The organism is Microbacterium sp. DMC48, from assembly GCF_056313825.1.
The window spans coordinates 872,110-890,062 of sequence record NZ_JBQUZN010000003.1 but is presented as its reverse complement, the minus strand read 5'-3'; the positions used below and the strand labels follow the sequence as shown (position 1 = coordinate 890,062).

Genomic DNA, 17,953 nt, shown 5'->3' with positions numbered 1-17,953 from the left:
CAGGAAAGCACACGATGCCCCGCACACCCCTTCGCGCTCGGGCGGCCGCAGCCGCCCTGATCGCCAGCTGCCTCGTCGCCACCGGCGCCGCGCCTGCCTTCGCTGACACCGGCTCGCTGGACGAGATCCCCGTTGCCCCGGCATCCGCCGGCGGGCGCACGGCAGTACTGCCCGACAGCATCGCCTCCGCCGCCGGCCCCGTGGACGTCTTCATCCAGACGGACGGCGAAGGTGCGCTGGCCGCGAGCACTGACCAGCGGCGGCAGGGCGCATCCTCCGCCACGGCGAGTTCGGTGGCCGAGGACGTCGCGGCGAAGAACGAGGAGAAGACGAAGGACGTCGCGGCTGATGTCACCGCCGTCGACAGCGACGCGCGCATCCTCTACACCTCGACGTATTCCGTCCCGGGTGTCGCCGTGACCGCTGACGCTGCGACGCTGGCTCAGATCGCCGAGCGCCCCGACGTGGTCAAGATCTCGCGCATCGTGCCGCAGTCGATCGAGGTCCCCGCTGTCGATGGGGCCACGCCGAGCAACGGCGCCTCGGATGCGTTGACGCGAGCCGTCGACACGTGGCAGCAGACGGGGCACACGGGCACGGGCGTCACGGTGGCCGTCATCGACACCGGCGTCGACTACACGCACGCCGATTTCGGAGGCCCGGGCACGTCTGCCGCCTACGCCGCGGCGCTGGCGTCCACGGACGCCCCTCAGCCCGGTTCGTACGATCCGAGCGTGTATCTCGGCGGGTGGGACTTCGCCGGTCCCACCTACAACGGCGCCATCGGTCAGCCCGGCTACGATCCCATCCCGGTGCCCGACGCCAACCCCATCGACGGCCCGGGCGGAAACCACGGCACGCACGTTGCCGGAACGGTCCTGGGGCGCGGCGTCAGCAACGACCTCACCACCTTCCGCGGCGACTACCGCAGTCTGTCGTCGGAGAGCGTGCAGAAGGACTTCTCGATCAGCCCCGGGGCTGCGCCGCAGGCCGGCCTCATCGCGCTGAAGGTCTTCGGCGACGGCGGCGGCAGCACGTCGCTCACCGGAGCGGCACTGGAGTGGATCGCGCAGAAGGTCGCGTCCGGAACCGAGATCGATGTCGTCAACCTCTCCCTCGGCACGAACTACGGCGCCATCGACGACCCCGACAACGCGAAGCTCGATCAGATCGTCAAAGCAGGAGTGCTGCCCGTCGTCGCGGCGGGCAACTCCGGCGATGTGACGGACGTGGCCGGCAGCCCGGGCACTACCGAGAGCGCCTTGACCGTCGCGGCATCCGCGAGCGGTCACGGTCTCGCCGACGCGGCGCTGGCGACGATCGGCGATCCGGCTCAGAACGCCGCGGAGCAGATCCGGGTGCAGTACGGCCAGTCCTACGTGTGGGACTTCGACGTCACCGCCTCGGTCATCGGGCTCACCGACACGGGCAACCTGGACGGATGCCGGCCGTTCAGCGCGGCGGACGCGCAACGAGCGAGCGGCAAGATCGTGTGGCTGGAGTGGGACGACAGCAACGTGGCGTGCGGTTCGGCGACGCGTTTCGACAACGCCCGCGACGCGGGGGCCGTCGGCGTCGTCCTCACCAGCCAGTCCGACAGCTTCGAGAACGGCATCGCCGGCAACGCGGACATTCCCGGTGCGCAGCTCACCGGCGGAGAGTCGCAGAGTCTGCGCTCCGCGATGACGTCCGGCACACTCGTGATCGAACTGCGCAGCGACCTGCGGCACGTCATCGATCACACCGACCCGTCACGCATCGATACGATCGCCTCGTTCACCTCCCGTGGAACGCACGGCTCGATCGACAACGTGCTCAAGCCCGATGTGGCCGCCCCCGGCGTGACGATCACGTCGGCCGGGAACGGCAGCGGCGCAGGGCGCGAGGTCATGAGCGGTACTTCGATGGCCACCCCGCATGTTGCGGGCATCGCCGCGCTCGTGAAGGAAGCGCATCCGGATTGGGCGCCCGAGCGGGTGAGGCAGCAGATCATGAACACCGCGGCTCACGACGTGCTCACCGTCGGCAGCAACCCGATCGCATACGGCCCGGCGCGCGTCGGCACGGGACGGATCGACGCGCTCGCCGCTGTCCGCGGGACGATCAGCCTGCTGTCGGAAGAGAACGGGGATCTGCTGAGCGCGTCCTTCGGCGTCGTCAACGTCGGCACCCAGCCGGTCGTCCAGACCCGGACCATTCGGGTCGGCAACGATGGACCGACCGCCCAGACCGTCGCGTTGCGCTACGCGCCGCGCACGGAGACACCGGGCGTCAGCTACGACGTCTCGCCGGCCTCCGTGACCGTTCCGGCGAAGGGGTCCGTGGCGGTGACGCTGACCTTGCGCATCGACGATCCGACCGCACTTCGGCACACGATCGATCCGACCATGTCGAAGATCGTCGACACGGCGCCGCGGCAGTTCGTGACCGACGCTTCCGGTGTTCTCGAAGCGATCGGGCCGGTCGGCACCTTCCCGGTGCGCCTGTCCGTGTACGCTGCACCGCGTCCGTACTCCGAGACGCATGTCGACGGTGTCGCATTCCAGGGCGCCACCGGCTCGCTCGCCATGTCGGGCCGCGGGCTCGACCAGGGCGCCGGCAGCGAGCGCTACCGGTCGATGATGGTTCCGCTCATCCTCGGCGCGACCTCCCCTGCACTGTCGTTCCCGGCCGGATCGGCGCAGCACACGCTGAAGAGCGCCGACATCCTCGCCGTCGGAGCGTCGTCGACGGCGCCGCTGCTGAGCGACCCCACGCAGGGCGTGCTGACGTTCGGCGTGCAGATGGCCGGCGAATGGGCGCGGATGTCGCCGCTGACGTGGCCGATGGTGCAGTTGGATGTCAACGGCGACAGCCGCCCCGACTTCATCGTGCAGCTGCAGCCCGGGCAGGACGCCGACGGGGACATCCCGGTCGCGATGACGATCGACGCGGTGACCGGAGACGTCATCGAACAGCGTCCCGTGAATGGCCTCTTCGGCGACCAGGGCACCAACGTCTTCGACAACACGGTGGTGACCCTGTCGACCTCCCTGTCGGCGCTGGGCTACACCGCGAAGACCACCGCGACGACGGTGCGCTACATCGTGCAGACCCGTTCGTTCTACAACCCGGCCTTCGACGGCGGCATCCGCAGTGCGCTCGTCGATCAGACGGCGCCGGCGACCATCGACGCCTACCGGCCCGCACTGCAGTTCGGCACGACCGGAACGCCGATCTTCGCCGACCAGCCCGGTTCGCTGACGGTGACCCGTCGCGGCGATGCCCTGCCGCAGATGCTCGTGCTGCATCTGCATGGCGACGGTGCGGCGCGCGCGGAGATCGTGACGCCCACCGCGACGGATGCCGGTGGGTCGACCCCGACCCCCGAAACGCCCGCGCCGGGAGGCTCCACCCCGGGTGATCCGACGGGATCGGGCGGCTCGGTGAGCAGTGCGCCGCGGGGTGGGTCGCTGGCCACATCCGGACAGGATGGGACCGGCGTGCTCCTCCTGGCGGCGTTCGCCGGCATGCTCGTCGCGGGCGGCTCGGTGCTCGTGTGGCGTCGTCGCCGCCGGTCCTGACCGCCGTCGTCGCAGACGCCCCGCACCCTTCGGGATGCGGGGCGTCTGCGGGCGCGGCAGACTGGGCAGGGATGTCCTCGCATACCCTCCTGATCTCCGACCCCCGCGCGGTCCGAGCCATGGCGAACCCCTTGCGCCAGGTGGCTGTCGACGAGCTGTATCGCCGCCAAGGGCCGGCCACGGCCACCGAGCTGGCGGAGCTGGTCGGGTTGTCGCCGAGTGCGATGAGCTACCACCTGCGCGCGGTCGAGGCGACCGGGCTCATCCGCCGCGGAGAGTCCACCGACGGCCGGGAACGGCCGTGGCTTCCCGCCGCCCCGGACTACTCGCTCGTCGCGAGCGCCGACGCCGACGCCGTGCACCGCACCATCTTGATCGACTCGCGACTGACCCCGATGCGTCAGCGCATGGAGGAGGTCTTGGCGGCGCGGTCGGTACGACCTCCGGATGCCGATATCGCCTACATGGTGCTGGCCACGGGCCAGATGCTCCTCGCTCCCGATGAGGTGGCGCGTCTGCAGGAGCGTGTGCAGGAGATCTTCGACGAGTACGAGGCATTGAGCGCCGACCGTCGTGAAACCGGGGATCTGCGCCGCTCGCGCTACATGTGGTCGGTACTTCCGGAACGCGTCGAACCGGAAGACTAGACCGTTCCTGCTTCCGAGACGCCCCCGCGGAAGTGGGCGATCTTGTCGTCCATGACCGCGATCGCGCGAGACAGCACCCGCCGGCGCTCTTCGAGGGCGGCACGCCGCTCCCGGAGGAAGTCCACGGGGTTCACCGCCCCGCGCGAGCCGTGCAGCAGATCGGCGAACGTGCGCAGGTCGTCGATGCCGAGTCCGGCATCCTTCATGCACGTGACCACGCCGATCCAGGCGAGATCGCTGTCGCTGAACACCCGATGATTGCGGTGATCGCGCTCGAGCGGGCCGATGATCCCCTCGTCCTCGTAGTAGCGGAGGGTGTCGGCCGAAAGGCCGCTCGCCGCGACGGCCTCGCCCATCGTGAGCATCGTGGTCATTGGGCATCCCTTCCGTCGAGCGTGGCGCGCGCCTCGGCATCCAGCTGCAAGGCGAGCGCGTCCATCGCCTCATCCAACTGTGCGATGTCGGAGACCCCCACGATGGGTGTGACCGCCGGCGTGCCGCCGATGAGCCACGCGAGCACCACCTGGCTGCGCGTGGCGTCGAGGCGCTGCGCGACGCGGTCCAGCGCAGCCAGGCGCCGCTCGGTGTTGGGATGCCGGTACGCGTGCGGTAGCCGCTCCGGTCGTGCGTACGCGCCCGAGAGCAGCGTCGTGTAGGCCCACATGCCGAGCCCCTCGGCGGCGGCGTAGTCGAGGGATTCGGCGGTGGCGGCCATGTGGCCCGACGGCAGCGGCACGAAGGGGATCGGCTGGAGGTAGCTGTGTCGCAGTTGGAGGGCATCGTAGGAGGCCAGTCCGCGCGTGCGAGCGAGGGAGCGGGCACGCTCGACGCGCCAGGTCGCGTGGTTCGACGCACCCAGTCGGCGGACGCGCCCCTCGGCGACGAGCGATCCGAACGCCTCGACTTGCTCCTCGAGGGGAGCCGCGCGGTCTTCGATGTGCGCCCACAGCAGATCGATGACGTCCACACCGAGACGGGCCATCGACGATGCGACCGCCTCCTCGACGGCGCGCGGGCCCAGACCTTCCATCGGTGCGTCCCACGTGCCAGGCACCGTCGGGTTCGCGCCGACCTTGGTCGAGATCGAGATGTGCTCGCGGATGCCGGGGTTCCGGCGCAGCCATCGTCCGATCACGGTCTCGCTCGCGCCGCCGTGCCCCGTGGGTGACTCCCAGAAGGCGTAGTTGTCGGAGGTGTCGAGCCAGCGGCCGCCCCGCGCCACGTAGTGGTCGAGCAGCGCGAACGCGGTGTCCTCATCCTGTCGCGTTCCGAACCAGATCGTGCCGAGAGCCAGCTCGTTGCGGTGAGTGGTGTCCATGGCTCCACAGCACACCACCTGGAGCGCGCTCCATGTCAAACGCAGAACGGGAGCTCAGCCACGCAACCCCGCCGTGTACCTTAGGTAAGGCAATCCTTATCCAAGATCGGCCTCGGTCGTCGTCCCACAGGAGCTCCCGTGCGCCCTGCCCCGTTTGCGCGTTCCGCCGCGATCGCCCTGCTCGCGGTCGTTGCGGCCGTCTCTCCCGCCGTCCCCGCCGCCGCGACGGGAGAGGCCGATCCCGCCGACTGCACGGTGACGTCCGCATCGCTGACGTGGGGGTTCAAGGAGTCGTTCCGCTCCTACATCTCGGGCTCGATCGCCCGAGGTGGGTGGGAGACGGTCGATGGTGCGACATACACCACGCCCGCCTTCCACTGGTCCGCCGGCACCGGCGCCGTCGCCCCGGACGGCACCGTCGGCGCGGTCTCCTTCCCCGGCGGCATCCGGTTCACGGGGCACGACGGACTGCTCGACACGACCGTCGCCCACCCCACGCTCGAGCTGTCGGCGGATGGGGCTCGGCTGCTCCTCGACGTCGCGGGCGTCTCGATGGAGAACGCAATGGCCGGCGACGGCACCGTCGACACGGTCACTCAGACGCCGTTCGTCACGGTCGACGCGGCCGCGATCGAGTACATGCGTGCCGGTGACGTCGTCACGGTCTCCGCGACGGATGCCGCGACCGCCGTGACCGAGGAGGGCTTCGCCGCCTTCGGCAGCTATCCGGCCGGAACGGCGTTCGACCCGCTCACGCTCTCGGTCACGGCCCGGTGCCCGGCATCCACCCCGACCACCGAGGTCGAACCCGTCGCCCTCGCGGAATCCGGGACGGACGACGCCGCACTCGCCGCGAGCCGTGAGCCCTCGGCGCCGGTCGGGGCGATCGCCGGAGCGGCCGCCGCCGTCGTCGCGGCCGCGGCCGCCACGCTGCTCCTCGTCCGCCGACGCCGGAACCGCGGCGGCGCGGAAGGGGAGGGCTCGTGATCCTCCGCCGCGTCGCGGCGACGGCGCTGAGCCTCGTCGTCGTGCTCCTGGCCGGCTGCTCCGCCGCGGCGGCGCCCGCCGAGCCCACGGCGTCCGCTCCGCGCGTCGCGTTGTCGGACGTCAGCCCGCTCGCCGACCCCAAGGCGTACGTCGGCCCCTCGACCGCGACGCTCGACGACGCCGCGATCGAGCCCGTCCTCGCCTCGCCGTCGTCGCAGCTGCCGGTCACCGTGACCTCCCACGACCTGTCGGGCGATGTGGAGGTCACCGTCACCGACGCCTCCCGGGTCATCGCCATGGACCTCTCCGGTTCCCTCGCGGCGACCGTCGCGGGGCTCGGCTTCGCGGATCGACTGGTCGGCCGCGACATCTCGACCACCTTCGCGGGCGTGAGCGACCTGCCCGTGATCACCTCCAGCGGCCACTCCGTCAACGCCGAGGCGATCATCGGGCTCGCGCCGACGCTCGTCATCACGGACGGGAGCATCGGTCCGGCCGACGTCGTCCAGCAGCTGCGCGACGTCGGCATCACGGTGGTGTTCGTCGAGCGCTCGTCCTCGTTCGCGGGCGCCGTCGCGCAGGCGCGCGCCGTCGCCGCGATCTTCGGTGCCGCCGACGCCGGAGACCTGCTGGCAGGCCGCATCGAGGGCGAACTGCAGACCGTCACCGCGCAGATCTCCCGGATCGCGCCCGCCGCCGAGTCCGACCGACTGCGCATGGTCTTCCTCTATCTGCGCGGGACGTCGGGCATCTTCTACCTGTTCGGCAGCGAGTCCGGCGCCGACGACCTCATCGGCGCCCTCGGCGGCATCGACGTCGCCGGCCAGCTGGGCTGGCGCGGCATGCAGCCGCTGACCGACGAGGCGATGGTCGCCGCCGATCCCGACCTGATCCTCGTCATGACCTCCGGCATCGCCTCGGTCGGCGGCATCGACGGGCTGCTCGCCGAGAAGCCCGCGATCGCGCTCACCGCCGCGGGCCAGCACCGACGCTTCGTCGACATGGCGGACGGACAGATCCTCTCGTTCGGCCCGCGGTCGGCGGAGGTGCTGGACGCGCTCGCGCGGGCGGTCTATGCGCCCGACGATCCGTCGGATGCCGCGTCGCGGGCCGTGCCGGGGGAGCCGGGCCCGTGACCCGGGTCGCCCCCGCCATCTACGCGGTGACGGCGGCCCTGCTCGTTGTCGGGGTCATCCTCTCGGCGGGGATCGGTCAGTTGCCCATCGGCCCGGCGGAGGTCGTCGGCTCCCTGCTGCGCTCCCTCGGCATCCCGAACGCCTGGGCACCGTCGACGCCGTTGATCGAGCAGACGCTGTGGCAGATCCGGTTTCCCCGCGTGGTCATGTCGGTGCTGGTGGGAGCGTTGCTGGCGCTTGCCGGCGCCGTCATGCAGGCCATCTTCGCCAACCCCCTGGCCGAGCCCGGCGTCGTCGGGGTGTCGTCGGGCGCCGCCGTCGGGGCCGCCGCCGCGATCACTTTCGGCCTCACCCCCCTCGGCGGCTGGGCGACCGCCGCGTTCGCCTTCGTCGGAGGGCTGGCGGCGACCCTCGTCGTCTACGCGACGTCGCGGTCGCAGGGGCGTACCGAATCGGTCACGCTGATCCTCACCGGCATCGCGGTCAATGCCTTCACGGGAGCCGCGCTCGCCGTGCTGATGTTCGCGGGCGACACGGCTTCTCGCGAGCAGATCGTGTTCTGGCAGCTCGGCTCGATGAACGGCTCCCGGTGGACCGAGGTCGGGCTCGTCGCCCTGGTCGGGCTGGCCGCGGCATCCGCCACGGTCGGTCTCGCCCGCCGGCTCGACCTGCTGGCCCTCGGCGACCGGACGGCGGCGCACCTGGGGGTGCGGGTCGAACGGCTGCGCGTGGTCGCGATCGTGCTGGTCGCCCTGCTCACGGGGGTCGCCGTGGCCTTCGTGGGCATCATCGCCTTCGTGGGGCTGGTGGTGCCGCACGTGATGCGGATGCTGCTGGGTCCCTCCAACCGCGCGCTGCTTCCCGCCTCGCTGCTCGGCGGGGCGGTGGTGCTGGTCTACGCCGACCTTCTCGCCCGCACCGTGATCCCGTCCGCGGACCTCCCCATCGGCGTGCTGACGTCGCTCGTCGGCGGGCCGTTCTTCTACGTGCTCATCCGCCGCACCCGTCGCCGCGCCGGAGGCTGGGCATGAGCGGGCTCGCCTATGCGCTCCGCGACGTGTCCTATCGGGTCGGGGCGCCCGGGGGAGGCGTCGAGATCCTCGCGGGCGTCACCCTCGACATCGCGTACGGACGGGTGCTGGCGCTCGTCGGCCCCAACGGCGCCGGGAAATCTACTCTCCTGAGCGTGCTGACCGGGGATGCCCCGCCTTCCGCCGGCACGGTGGAGCTCGACGGGCGTCCGCTCGCCCAGTGGCGGGCGCGGGAGCTCGCACGCGCACGGTCGGTCCTTCTGCAGTCGCATCAGGTCGCATTCTCGTTCACGGCGGCCGACGTCGTGGAGATGGGCCGAGCGCCCTGGATCAACACGGCGCGGGCCGACGACGACGATCGCCTCATCGCCGAGGCGCTGAGGCGGGCGGACGTGTCGCACCTGCGTGAGCGGGAGTTCCCGTCGTTGTCGGGCGGCGAGAAGGCGCGGGTGTCGCTGGCCCGCGTGCTGGCGCAGGACACGCCCGTCGTGCTGCTCGACGAGCCCACGGCCGCCCTCGACCTCCGTCACCAGGAGGACGTGCTGCGGATCGCGCGAGAGCTTGCGGCGGAGGGGCGCGCGGTGGTCGTGGTGCTCCACGACCTGTCGCTCGCCGGCGCCTACGCAGACGAGATCGCGGTCATCGATCGCGGACGACTCGTCGCGCACGGCCAGCCCGCGGAGGTCTTGGCGGAGGAGCGGATCGCCGAGGTCTACGGCATCCCCGTGCGCGTGCTGGCCGACCCCGACACCGGCCGGCCGATCGTCCTCGTCCGGCGCGATCCATCGCGATGAATGGACTAAATAAGGTTAGGCTAAGCTAAGTTAAAGGCTGAGCGTTTGCCCTGCGGCATCCGCATCCTTTCGCCACACTCCTGGAGGTTCTCCCGTGCACAGAACAAGGAGGCCGTCGCTCAGACGCGCCCTCGCGAGCGGGCTGGCCGCCGTGCTCGTCACCGCCGGCGCGCTCGTCGGCGTCGCCGCGCCCGCGCAGGCCGCGTCCGATCCCGCGCTGACGGCCACCGTGACCGTCAACCCGGGGAGCGGCATCGAGATCGCGGTCGCGGGCACCGGGTTCCAGGACGTGCAGGCCCAGCCGGGTCAGACGGCACCGAGCGTCTACCTCGCGCTGGTGACGCGCGACGGCTACGACGTCGACCAGGCGAGCACTCCGAACACGGACGCGGTCGTGGGTGCCGACGGGAGCATCGCCGGAACCCTCACGCAGACCGCCGCGAAGCTGGACCGCGCGACGTCGTACGACGTGATCGCGTGGCCGTCGCGATCGTTCCCGTCGGCGTCGAACCTGCTTGCGCGCACCGCGGTCACCATCGACGAGGAGGCGCTGTACCCGCCCGCCGCGACCACGACGACCCTCGCCGTCTCGCCGAGCGCGACCGCCGCGTCGGGCACGAGCGTGGCACTGACCGCGACCGTCACGCCCGCGGCATCCGGCGCCGTGGAGTTCTTCGACGGCTCCGCGTCGCTGGGCTCCGTCGCCGTCGCCTCCGGCTCGGCGCGGGTGAGCACCTCGACATTGAGCGTCGGCGGCCACACGCTGACGGCCGTGTTTACCCCGGCCGACACCGCCTCCACCGGCTCGACGTCGGATGCCGTCGCCTACGACATCACCGCGGCCGTCGAGCCCGAGAAGCCGACACCCGCCGTCTCGGTGTTCCTCGCCGACGGCGTCACGGCGTACACGGGTCAGGCGCTGTACGACGGCGACACCGTCGTCGTGAAGGGCAGCGGCTTCGTGCCGAACGCACCGGCGACGGACGGGACGCGTCCGCCTCTCGCGGGTGCCTTCGGCGGCGCGTACGTGGGCTTCGGCTCGTACGCCGGCGACGTCTGGACCTCGGCGGGCCGCACCGCGGAGTACACCAAGTGGGCCGTCTCCGAGGGCGATGTCGCCAAGATCGGCGGTGCGGCGGCGGGTGCCGTGGCCATCGCCGCCGACGGCACCTTCTCCACGACGCTGAGCGTCGTGCGCAGCGCGACGGCACCCGACGGCTCCCGCTTCGGCGTGCGCACGTGGGCTGCCGGCGGTGCGGTCTACGCGCCGTTCTCGACGTTCACCGTCGTCGACGCGTCGGGGCCGGCACCGGAACCCACCCCGACCCCGAAGGTCACCGTGTCGAAGACCGCGGATCTCGACCCGAACGGCGAGACGGTGACGGTCACCGGCTCCGGCTTCCTCCCCCACGCGCCCGACACCGACGGCACCCGGCCGCCGCTGCAGGGCTCGTTCACCGGGGCCTACATCGTGTTCGGGTCGTTCGCCGCCGACTGGCGACCGAGCACCGGCGCGATCTCCTCCGCGCGTAAGGGCTTCGACACGAAGTGGGGCCTGCTCGCCGCGGACATGGCGAAGGTCGGGGGCGCCGCGGCCGGCGCGATCGAGCTCGCCGCCGACGGCAGCTTCTCGACCACGCTGCACGTCTCGAAGGCCGACGGCGCGCTCGCGAACGGCACGTGGGGGGTGTTCACCTACGCGGCCGGCGGTGCGACGTACGCGCCGTTCGAGACCGCCACGCCGCTCTCGTTCGCGGACGAGGTTCCCCCGACCGATGGTCCGAAGGTCACCGTGACCCCGGCATCCGAGGTGGACCCCGCCGTCGAGAACGTCCTGACCGTCTCGGGCACCGGCTTCACCGGACCCGGTGCGGCCAACGGCGTCTACGTGCTGTTCGGCGAGACCTCGCTGTGGTCGGGGCAGTCCGCCCTCCCCGCCGGCGGGTGGATCGCGCAGGGCTGGGTCCCGACGATCCTCGACGGCGCTTTCACCACGACGCTCACGATCCCGGCCGGCACCCTCGAGCCAGGTACGAGCTACCAGGTCGCGACGTCCGCGGCGCACGGACTGTCGCTGACCGACCGCAGCCTCGACACCTTCACGGCGGTGACGGTGGCGACGCCGACCACCACGACACCCACCGTGTTCCTCAGCGCGCCCAGCGTCGTCCAGGGCGGCTCGCTCACGGTGCGCGGCAGCGGCTTCCCCGCCGGGGTCGCCGTCACCGTCGAGGTGCACTCCGACGTGGTCACCCTCGGCACCACGACCGTCGGCGACGGCGGCCTCTTCTCGGTCACCGGCCTCATCCCGGCCACCCTGGCCGCGGGCGCGCACACGGTCGTCGTCCGTGCGGGCGACATCACCGTGGAGCAGCCGATCGCGGTCGAGGCCGCATCGGCATCCCCCGCACCCGAGGCGGTCGCCGCACCCGTCGCGGTCTGCACGGCGCGTGCGGTCGACGGGGCCGCCCTCACGTGGGGTGTGAAGCAGAGCTTCGTGTCTTACGTGAACGGCCCGATCGCGAAGGGCTCCGCGTCGATCGCGTGGCGCAGCGGGTCGGGGGCCTTCAACACCGAGGAGGGCATCGGCCGGGTGGCCTTCGGCGGAGCGGCGAGCTTCACCGGGCACGGAGGACTGCTCGACCTGACGATCTCGAACCCCGTGATCCAGGTCACCGGCGCGCGCACCGCGACGCTCAGCGCCTACGTGCAGTCGAAGGGGTACGGCGGCAGCCCGTCGGTCGACGGCCGCGTCGTGCTCGCGAACCTGACGCTCCCGGCGGCGACGACCCGCGGCGGCGCGCTCGCGTGGGCGGATGCCGCGGCGACCCTGACCGCGGCCGGAGCGGAGGCCTTCGGAGGCTTCTACTCGGTGGGCGAGAGCCTCGACCCCGTGTCGTTCACCTTCCCGCTGGGCGCGGAGGTGCCGTGCGACACGGCGACGTCGGGAGCACTCGCGGCCACGGGTGGAACGATGCCGGACGGAACCGTCTGGGTGGGGCTCGGAATGCTCCTGCTCGGTGCGGGCCTGGTCGCACTCCGCCGACGCGCCGTCGCAGGTCGCTCGGCCTGAGCCCTCGAACCCGCAGCGCCCCGCCTGGCTTCGGCGGGGCGCTGCGGCGTTCCGGCCCGCCGCGGCTCGACGCCACGCGGGTCGGTGAGGTCAGGCGAGGGGCGAATCAGTCGCCATCGACTCCGGCGCTCACGCCGGCGTCGGCATCCGCGGCCGCGCGCTGCTCGGGCGTCAGCCGCCGGCGCTGCGCCTTCGACGGTCGGATCGCCGGCACGTCGCCGACGATCGGCACCGGCGTCCGGTACAGGTGCACGCCGTAGCGCGCGACCAGACCGATGAGCACCATCAGCTTGTTGCGCGGACCGAGCAGGCTCGTGATGTGGACGAAGAGCCACGTCAGCCAGCCGAACGAGCCGGTGAGGGCGACCGTCTTGCGCAGGAGCGGAATCTTCGAGAGGAAGCGCAGACGGTGCAGTCCCGGGAGGTTGGCGATGCCGGGCAGCTCGCCGATGGCGGCGCGTCGGCCGATGATCGCCAGTTGCCCCTTGTCGTAGTACGAGAACGGCTCCGTGGGCTGTCCCGCGATGAGCCGCACGATCTGTCGGGCGACGTGCTCGCCGCCCTGGATCGCGGGCTGGGCGAGCTGGGGGAGGTCCTGCGGAGCGACGGCGACGTCGCCGGCGGCGAACACTCCGTGCAGTCCCTCCACCTGCAGGTCCGCGCCCACGCGGATGCGGTCGCCCGTGTCGAGCGGCAGGCTCCAGTCGCGCACCTCCTCGTGGGGCGCGACGCCGGTCGCCCAGACGGTGAGATCGGAGGGCAGCACGGTGCCGTCCGAGAGCACGACGGCATCCGGTCGCACCTCGTCGACGCCCGCGCCGAGGCGCAGCTCCACATCGCGGCGCCGCAGCTGCGCCGCCGCGTAGTCGCGCAGCTTCGGCAGGAACGGCTTCAGGATCTCGCTGCGCTGCACCAACGTGATGCGGAACGCGTCACCGTCGAGTTCGGGGTAGGCCGGCTCCAGGCCTTGGTCGCGCAGCTCGGCGAGAGCTCCCGCCATCTCGATGCCCGTGGGGCCTCCGCCGATCACCACGACCGACAGTCCCTTGGTGCGCCCGTCCCGCACGGCCGCTCGCTCGAGCCGGGTGAAGAGGGAGTCGCGGATGGCGATCGCCTGCGAGCGCGAGTACACCGCGAACGAGTTCTCCTTCGCGCCGGGCGTGCCGTGATAGGCCGTGGTGACGCCGTTGGCCACCAGCAGGTAGTCGTACGACATCTCCTGGCCGTCGAGCAGGCGCACCGTGCGGCCTTCGGGATCGATCTCCATGAGGTGCTCGTGCACGACATCGAGGTTGGGCTGGCGCACCCGCAGGCTCCGGAGGAAATGGGTCACGTCGCCGGGGTTCAACCCGCCCGTGGCGACCTGGTACAGCAGGGGCTGGAACGTGTTGTACACGCGGCGATCGATGAGCGTCACCCGTACGTCGGCGTGCCGCAGGGCTCGCGCGGCGCTGATCCCGGCGAAACCGCCACCGACGATGACCACGTGCGGCCGCGTGTCGTGCGTCGTGTTCGTCGAGCCGTCGGAAGCCTGGGATGCGGATGCCGTCATAGCCGCAGATTACCGCGACCGCGTGAACCGCCCCTGTCGCACCCCCATGCTTGACACGGTGGGACAATGGGTGCATGAGCTCCTCCGCCGCGCACCGCATCGAGACCGCGCAGGTGCGCCGCAGCCCGCGATACACGGTGTTCCTGCTGGCGGGCGCGGTCCTCGGCATCCTGGCCGCCCTCGTGCTCACGTTCGCCTTCGGAGGCGGCGAGAACGAGAGCGCGACCACCGGCGTCTCGTACTCGACGACGCAGGTCTTCGGGTTCATCTGCCTCTTCGCGATCCCGGTCGGCGTCGCCGTCGGCGGTGTGGTCGCGCTCGTTCTCGACCGCTCGCTGGCCCGTCGCGCCCGTGAGGTGCGCGTCGAGCGCGAGGTCATCACGATCGACGACGCGGAGTAGTCGCGCCGCGCCAGAGCGCCTGTGCTCGACCGGCCGGCGGAGGCCGCGACCGGCGGACGCCGTCAGGCGATGTCGGCGATGATCGGCGCGACCGCGGCGTCGAAGGCGGCGATGTCGCCGCGCAGGCCGTCGGTCACCGCGATCGTGAGCGCCCCGATCCACCAGACGCCGCGCTGCGTGAACGGCAGCACTTGGACGTTGAGTTCGAACGAGTGCGCGCGCCGTCCCACGACGCGTTCGTGTTCGGCGATCGCGCTGGCATAGGCGCGGTACGACGCACCCGTACCCAGACGCGACCGATAGCGCTGATGCTCGGCGCGGGCGTAGGCCACGGCATCCGTCCCGTGCGGGGCGATCGCATCGGCGAGCTCGTCGAAGCCCTCGACCGGGAGCGCCACCACCGTCTCGAACCCGTCGATGAGCTCGAGGGGCACGGGAGAGGGATTGGCCTGCGGCTCGACCGTCAGATCCCAGTACGCGCGCCACTGCCGCTCGATCGCCGAACGGTCGTCGTACTCGCTGATCGGTGCACTCAGGGGCGGGATTCCGCGCAGGTGCGGAAGCTCCTCCGGAAAGCGGATGCCGAGGACCTGGCGCAGATACAGTGCGACGAGCACCGGAAGCGTGGCGTCCTCGCGGACGATCCACTCCGGTGCTTCCGCGGCTGCCATGTCGCCATCCTAGGGACAGCGCTCGGCGCGGCGACAGGGTGCGATCGGCTCCTCTGCGCCGACGGTCCGCGCGTCCCGCCCCTGCCGGTAGGCTGTTCGCGTGGCAGAAGCCCCACAGAATCCCTATTCCGAAGCCGGCGTCGACACCGCGGCGGGAGATCTCGCCGTCGAACTGATGAAGTCGGCTGTTCGTCGCACCCACGGGCCCGAGGTGCTGGGCGGTGTCGGCGGGTTCGCCGGCCTGTTCGACGCCTCGGCGCTGCAGTCCTACGAGAAGCCCCTGCTGGCCACCTCGACCGACGGCGTGGGCACCAAGGTCGCGATCGCGCAGGCGATCGACAAGCACGACACGATCGGCCAGGACCTGGTCGGCATGGTGGTCGACGACATCGTGGTGGTGGGCGCGAAGCCCCTGTTCATGACGGACTACATCGCGTGCGGCAAGGTCTTCCCCGAGCGCATCGCCGACATCGTTCGCGGCATCGCCTCCGGCTGCGAGCAGACCGGCACGGCGCTCGTCGGCGGCGAGACCGCCGAGCACCCGGGCCTGCTCGGCGTCAACGACTACGACGTCGCCGGAGCGGCCACCGGCGTCGTGGATGCCGGCGACGTGCTCGGCGCCGACCGCGTGCGCGCCGGCGACGTCGTGCTGGCCCTGGCCTCCAGCGGAGCGCACTCGAACGGCTACTCGCTCATCCGCCACATCGTCGCGGGCAAGGGCATCAGCTACGGCGCCCCGGCCGCCGACTTCGGTCGCACGTGGGGTGAGGAGCTCCTCGAGCCCACGCGCCTGTACACGCTGCCGCTGCTGAACGTGCTCACCGCGCTGCCCGGCGCCGTGCACGCGCTCAGCCACGTGACCGGTGGCGGTATCGCCGCGAACCTCGCTCGCGTGCTGCCGCCGCAGGCGTGGGTCGAGGTCGACCGCTCGACGTGGTCGCCCAGCCCCGTGTTCCGCGTGCTCGCCGATCTCGGCGGGCTGCGTCTGGAAGACACCGAGGGCACGTGGAACCTCGGCATCGGTTTCGTCGCTGTCGTCGCGCCCGAGAAGGCGGATGCCGCGGCATCCCTCCTGTCGGACGCCGGTATCGCGACCTGGCAGGTGGGCGTCGTCCAGGAGGGCGCGCGTCCCGAGGGCCATTTCGAGCAGGGCGCCAAGGGCGTGGACGGCGGAGCCGTGCGCCTCGTCGGCGCGTATTCATCAGCCGTCTAGGTTCATCGGCCGCCGAGGTGCATCACCGCCCCGGCGCAGAAACGGATTGAGCAACACCACATGTGCGGAATCGTCGGCGTTGTCGGACAGGGCCCGGTCAATCAGGACATCTACGACTCGCTGCTGCTGCTGCAGCATCGCGGTCAGGACTCGACGGGTATCGCGACGGCCGAGACCAGCGGCGTCTTCCATCTGTTCAAGGCCAAGGGGCAGGTGCGCGAGGCGTTTCGCACCCGCGACATGCGCGCCCTCCTGGGCAACATCGGCCTCGGCCACGTCCGCTACGCCACGAAGGGGACCGCGTCGAGCGAGGAAGAGGCCCAGCCCTTCTACGTCAACGCGCCCTACGGCATCGTGCTGGTGCACAACGGCAACCTCACCAACACGCGTGAGCTGACCCAGGAGCTCTTCAGCAAAGACCGCCGTCACCTCAACACGAGCTCCGACACCGAGCTGCTCGTCAACGTGCTCGCCAACGAGCTGCAGTCCTCCATCTCCGGCCTCGAACTCGACCCGGCGCAGGTGTTCCAGGCGGTCACCCGGGTGCACGAGCGCGTCGAAGGCTCGTACGCGACCATCGCGCTCATCGCCGGTTACGGCCTGCTCGCATTCCGCGACCCCTTCGGCATCCGCCCCCTCATCCTCGGCACGCGTCCCGCGGTGGATGCCGAGGGCGCCCCGACGGGTCGCTACGAGTGGATCGTCGCCTCCGAATCGCTGGTGCTGGAAAACGGCGGCTTCGAGGTCGTCCGTGACGTCGAGCCGGGCGAGGCCGTCTTCATCGACGTGGACGGGCGCCTGCACACCCAGCAGTGCGCGACGAACCCGCAGCTGGTCCCGTGCTCGTTCGAATACGTCTACCTGGCGCGACCGGACTCGATCATGAACGGCATCTCGGTGTACGAGGCGCGCCTGCGGATGGGTGAGCGCCTGGCCGACACGATCGCCAAGTACACCCCCGCCGGCACGATCGACGTCGTCATGCCGATCCCCGACAGCTCGCGCCCGGCGGCCATGCAGGTGGCGCGCAAGCTCGGCATCGAGTACCGCGAGGGCTTCTACAAGAACCGTTACGTCGGCCGCACGTTCATCATGCCCGGCCAGGCGGTGCGCAAGAAGAGCGTGCGTCAGAAGCTGAACGCCATGTCGAGCGAGTTCAAGGGCAAGAACGTGCTGCTCATCGACGACTCGATCGTGCGCGGGACGACCTCCAAGGAGATCATCCAGATGGCTCGGGATGCCGGCGCCAAGACGGTGACGTTCGCCTCGGCCGCCCCGCCCGTGCGCTTCCCGCACGTGTACGGCATCAACATGCCCTCGCGTCACGAGCTCGTCGCGCACGGCCGCACGATCCCCGAGATCGCCGAAGAGCTCGGTGCGGACTACATGGTCTATCAGGAGATCGACGACCTCAAGGCCGCGATCCTCGAAGGTTCGCCCGACGTCGACGACCTCGACATGAGCTGCTTCGACGGGCGCTACATCACCGGCACCGTGTCGGAGGAGTACCTCGCCTGGGTCGAAGGCACGCAGGAGAGCTGACCCTTCCCCGCGCGCCCTAGGCTGG

At 71.2% G+C, this 17,953-nt stretch carries 14 protein-coding genes; 10 read left to right on the top strand and 4 right to left on the bottom strand.

Translation table 11 applies throughout. The annotated features are described in order from the left end of the window. Positions 1-14: 14 nt before the first annotated feature. Positions 15-3,563, top strand: a complete 3,549-nt coding sequence (locus tag ACT53O_RS04040) for a S8 family serine peptidase (RefSeq protein ID WP_476151408.1) — start codon at positions 15-17, stop codon at positions 3,561-3,563. Between the two features lie 71 nt (positions 3,564-3,634). Further along, positions 3,635-4,210: a winged helix-turn-helix domain-containing protein gene (locus tag ACT53O_RS04035; RefSeq protein WP_135949577.1), complete on the top strand. Its 576-nt coding sequence runs from the start codon at positions 3,635-3,637 to the stop codon at positions 4,208-4,210. On the opposite strand, the gene ACT53O_RS04030 is transcribed toward ACT53O_RS04035, so the two are convergent. Both ACT53O_RS04030 and ACT53O_RS04025 read right to left on the bottom strand, forming a co-directional pair. After that, positions 4,207-4,584: a MerR family transcriptional regulator gene (locus ACT53O_RS04030; RefSeq protein WP_135949578.1), complete on the bottom strand. Its 378-nt coding sequence runs from the start codon at positions 4,582-4,584 to the stop codon at positions 4,207-4,209. The genes ACT53O_RS04035 and ACT53O_RS04030 overlap by 4 nt on opposite strands. Further along, positions 4,581-5,528, bottom strand: coding sequence for an aldo/keto reductase (locus tag ACT53O_RS04025; protein WP_476151407.1), 948 nt, complete (start codon positions 5,526-5,528; stop codon positions 4,581-4,583). Before ACT53O_RS04025 ends, ACT53O_RS04030 begins: the two co-directional genes overlap by 4 nt. 138 nt (positions 5,529-5,666) lie before the next feature. Between ACT53O_RS04025 and ACT53O_RS04020 the strand changes: the two genes are divergently transcribed. The 5 genes from ACT53O_RS04020 (at position 5,667) to ACT53O_RS04000 (ending at position 12,549) form a co-directional block, all read left to right on the top strand. Further along, a complete protein-coding gene (locus ACT53O_RS04020; RefSeq protein WP_476151406.1) occupies positions 5,667-6,515 on the top strand; it encodes an HtaA domain-containing protein in 849 nt (282 codons plus the stop codon). Then, complete coding sequence (locus tag ACT53O_RS04015) at positions 6,512-7,651, top strand: heme/hemin ABC transporter substrate-binding protein (RefSeq protein ID WP_476151405.1); 1,140 nt, start codon at positions 6,512-6,514, stop codon at positions 7,649-7,651. The genes ACT53O_RS04020 and ACT53O_RS04015 overlap by 4 nt, the downstream gene beginning before the upstream one ends. Further along, positions 7,648-8,682, top strand: coding sequence for a FecCD family ABC transporter permease (locus tag ACT53O_RS04010; protein WP_476151404.1), 1,035 nt, complete (start codon positions 7,648-7,650; stop codon positions 8,680-8,682). Before ACT53O_RS04015 ends, ACT53O_RS04010 begins: the two co-directional genes overlap by 4 nt. After that, positions 8,679-9,476 (top strand): heme ABC transporter ATP-binding protein, encoded by a 798-nt coding sequence (locus tag ACT53O_RS04005; RefSeq protein ID WP_476151403.1) that lies wholly within the window; start codon positions 8,679-8,681, stop codon positions 9,474-9,476. The genes ACT53O_RS04010 and ACT53O_RS04005 overlap by 4 nt, the downstream gene beginning before the upstream one ends. Positions 9,477-9,570: 94 nt before the next feature. Further along, positions 9,571-12,549, top strand: coding sequence for an HtaA domain-containing protein (locus ACT53O_RS04000; RefSeq protein ID WP_476151402.1), 2,979 nt, complete (start codon positions 9,571-9,573; stop codon positions 12,547-12,549). A gap of 106 nt (positions 12,550-12,655) precedes the next feature. On the opposite strand, the gene ACT53O_RS03995 is transcribed toward ACT53O_RS04000, so the two are convergent. Continuing rightward, positions 12,656-14,101: an NAD(P)/FAD-dependent oxidoreductase gene (locus ACT53O_RS03995; protein ID WP_433720039.1), complete on the bottom strand. Its 1,446-nt coding sequence runs from the start codon at positions 14,099-14,101 to the stop codon at positions 12,656-12,658. A 74-nt stretch (positions 14,102-14,175) separates the two neighbouring features. On the opposite strand from ACT53O_RS03995, the gene ACT53O_RS03990 reads away from it, so the two are divergent. Beyond that, on the top strand, positions 14,176-14,502 hold the full coding sequence (locus ACT53O_RS03990; protein ID WP_036319227.1) for a hypothetical protein: 327 nt from the start codon (positions 14,176-14,178) through the stop codon (positions 14,500-14,502). Between the two features lie 62 nt (positions 14,503-14,564). Here ACT53O_RS03990 and ACT53O_RS03985 read toward each other — a convergent pair whose 3' ends face one another. Further along, complete coding sequence (locus tag ACT53O_RS03985; RefSeq protein ID WP_036319224.1) at positions 14,565-15,173, bottom strand: hypothetical protein; 609 nt, start codon at positions 15,171-15,173, stop codon at positions 14,565-14,567. A 100-nt stretch (positions 15,174-15,273) separates the two neighbouring features. On the opposite strand from ACT53O_RS03985, the gene purM reads away from it, so the two are divergent. Beyond that, the gene (gene purM / locus ACT53O_RS03980; protein ID WP_135949583.1) at positions 15,274-16,386 is read left to right on the top strand and encodes a phosphoribosylformylglycinamidine cyclo-ligase; all 1,113 of its coding nucleotides are present in this window, start codon (positions 15,274-15,276) and stop codon (positions 16,384-16,386) included. A gap of 60 nt (positions 16,387-16,446) precedes the next feature. Beyond that, on the top strand, positions 16,447-17,928 hold the full coding sequence (purF, locus tag ACT53O_RS03975) for an amidophosphoribosyltransferase (protein ID WP_112932249.1): 1,482 nt from the start codon (positions 16,447-16,449) through the stop codon (positions 17,926-17,928). Positions 17,929-17,953: the final 25 nt, after the last annotated feature.

Excerpts from the sequence above, each read along its gene's own strand:
- ACT53O_RS04040 (WP_476151408.1), top strand. The coding sequence starts at position 15 with ATGCCCCGCACACCCCTTCGCGCTCGGGCGGCCGCAGCCGCCCTGATC.
- ACT53O_RS04035 (WP_135949577.1), top strand. The coding sequence starts at position 3,635 with ATGTCCTCGCATACCCTCCTGATCTCCGACCCCCGCGCGGTCCGAGCC.
- ACT53O_RS04030 (WP_135949578.1), bottom strand. The coding sequence starts at position 4,584 with ATGACCACGATGCTCACGATGGGCGAGGCCGTCGCGGCGAGCGGCCTT.
- ACT53O_RS04025 (WP_476151407.1), bottom strand. The coding sequence starts at position 5,528 with ATGGACACCACTCACCGCAACGAGCTGGCTCTCGGCACGATCTGGTTC.
- ACT53O_RS04005 (WP_476151403.1), top strand. The coding sequence starts at position 8,679 with ATGAGCGGGCTCGCCTATGCGCTCCGCGACGTGTCCTATCGGGTCGGG.
- ACT53O_RS03995 (WP_433720039.1), bottom strand. The coding sequence starts at position 14,101 with ATGACGGCATCCGCATCCCAGGCTTCCGACGGCTCGACGAACACGACG.
- ACT53O_RS03990 (WP_036319227.1), top strand. The coding sequence starts at position 14,176 with ATGAGCTCCTCCGCCGCGCACCGCATCGAGACCGCGCAGGTGCGCCGC.
- ACT53O_RS03985 (WP_036319224.1), bottom strand. The coding sequence starts at position 15,173 with ATGGCAGCCGCGGAAGCACCGGAGTGGATCGTCCGCGAGGACGCCACG.
- purF (WP_112932249.1), top strand. The coding sequence starts at position 16,447 with ATGTGCGGAATCGTCGGCGTTGTCGGACAGGGCCCGGTCAATCAGGAC.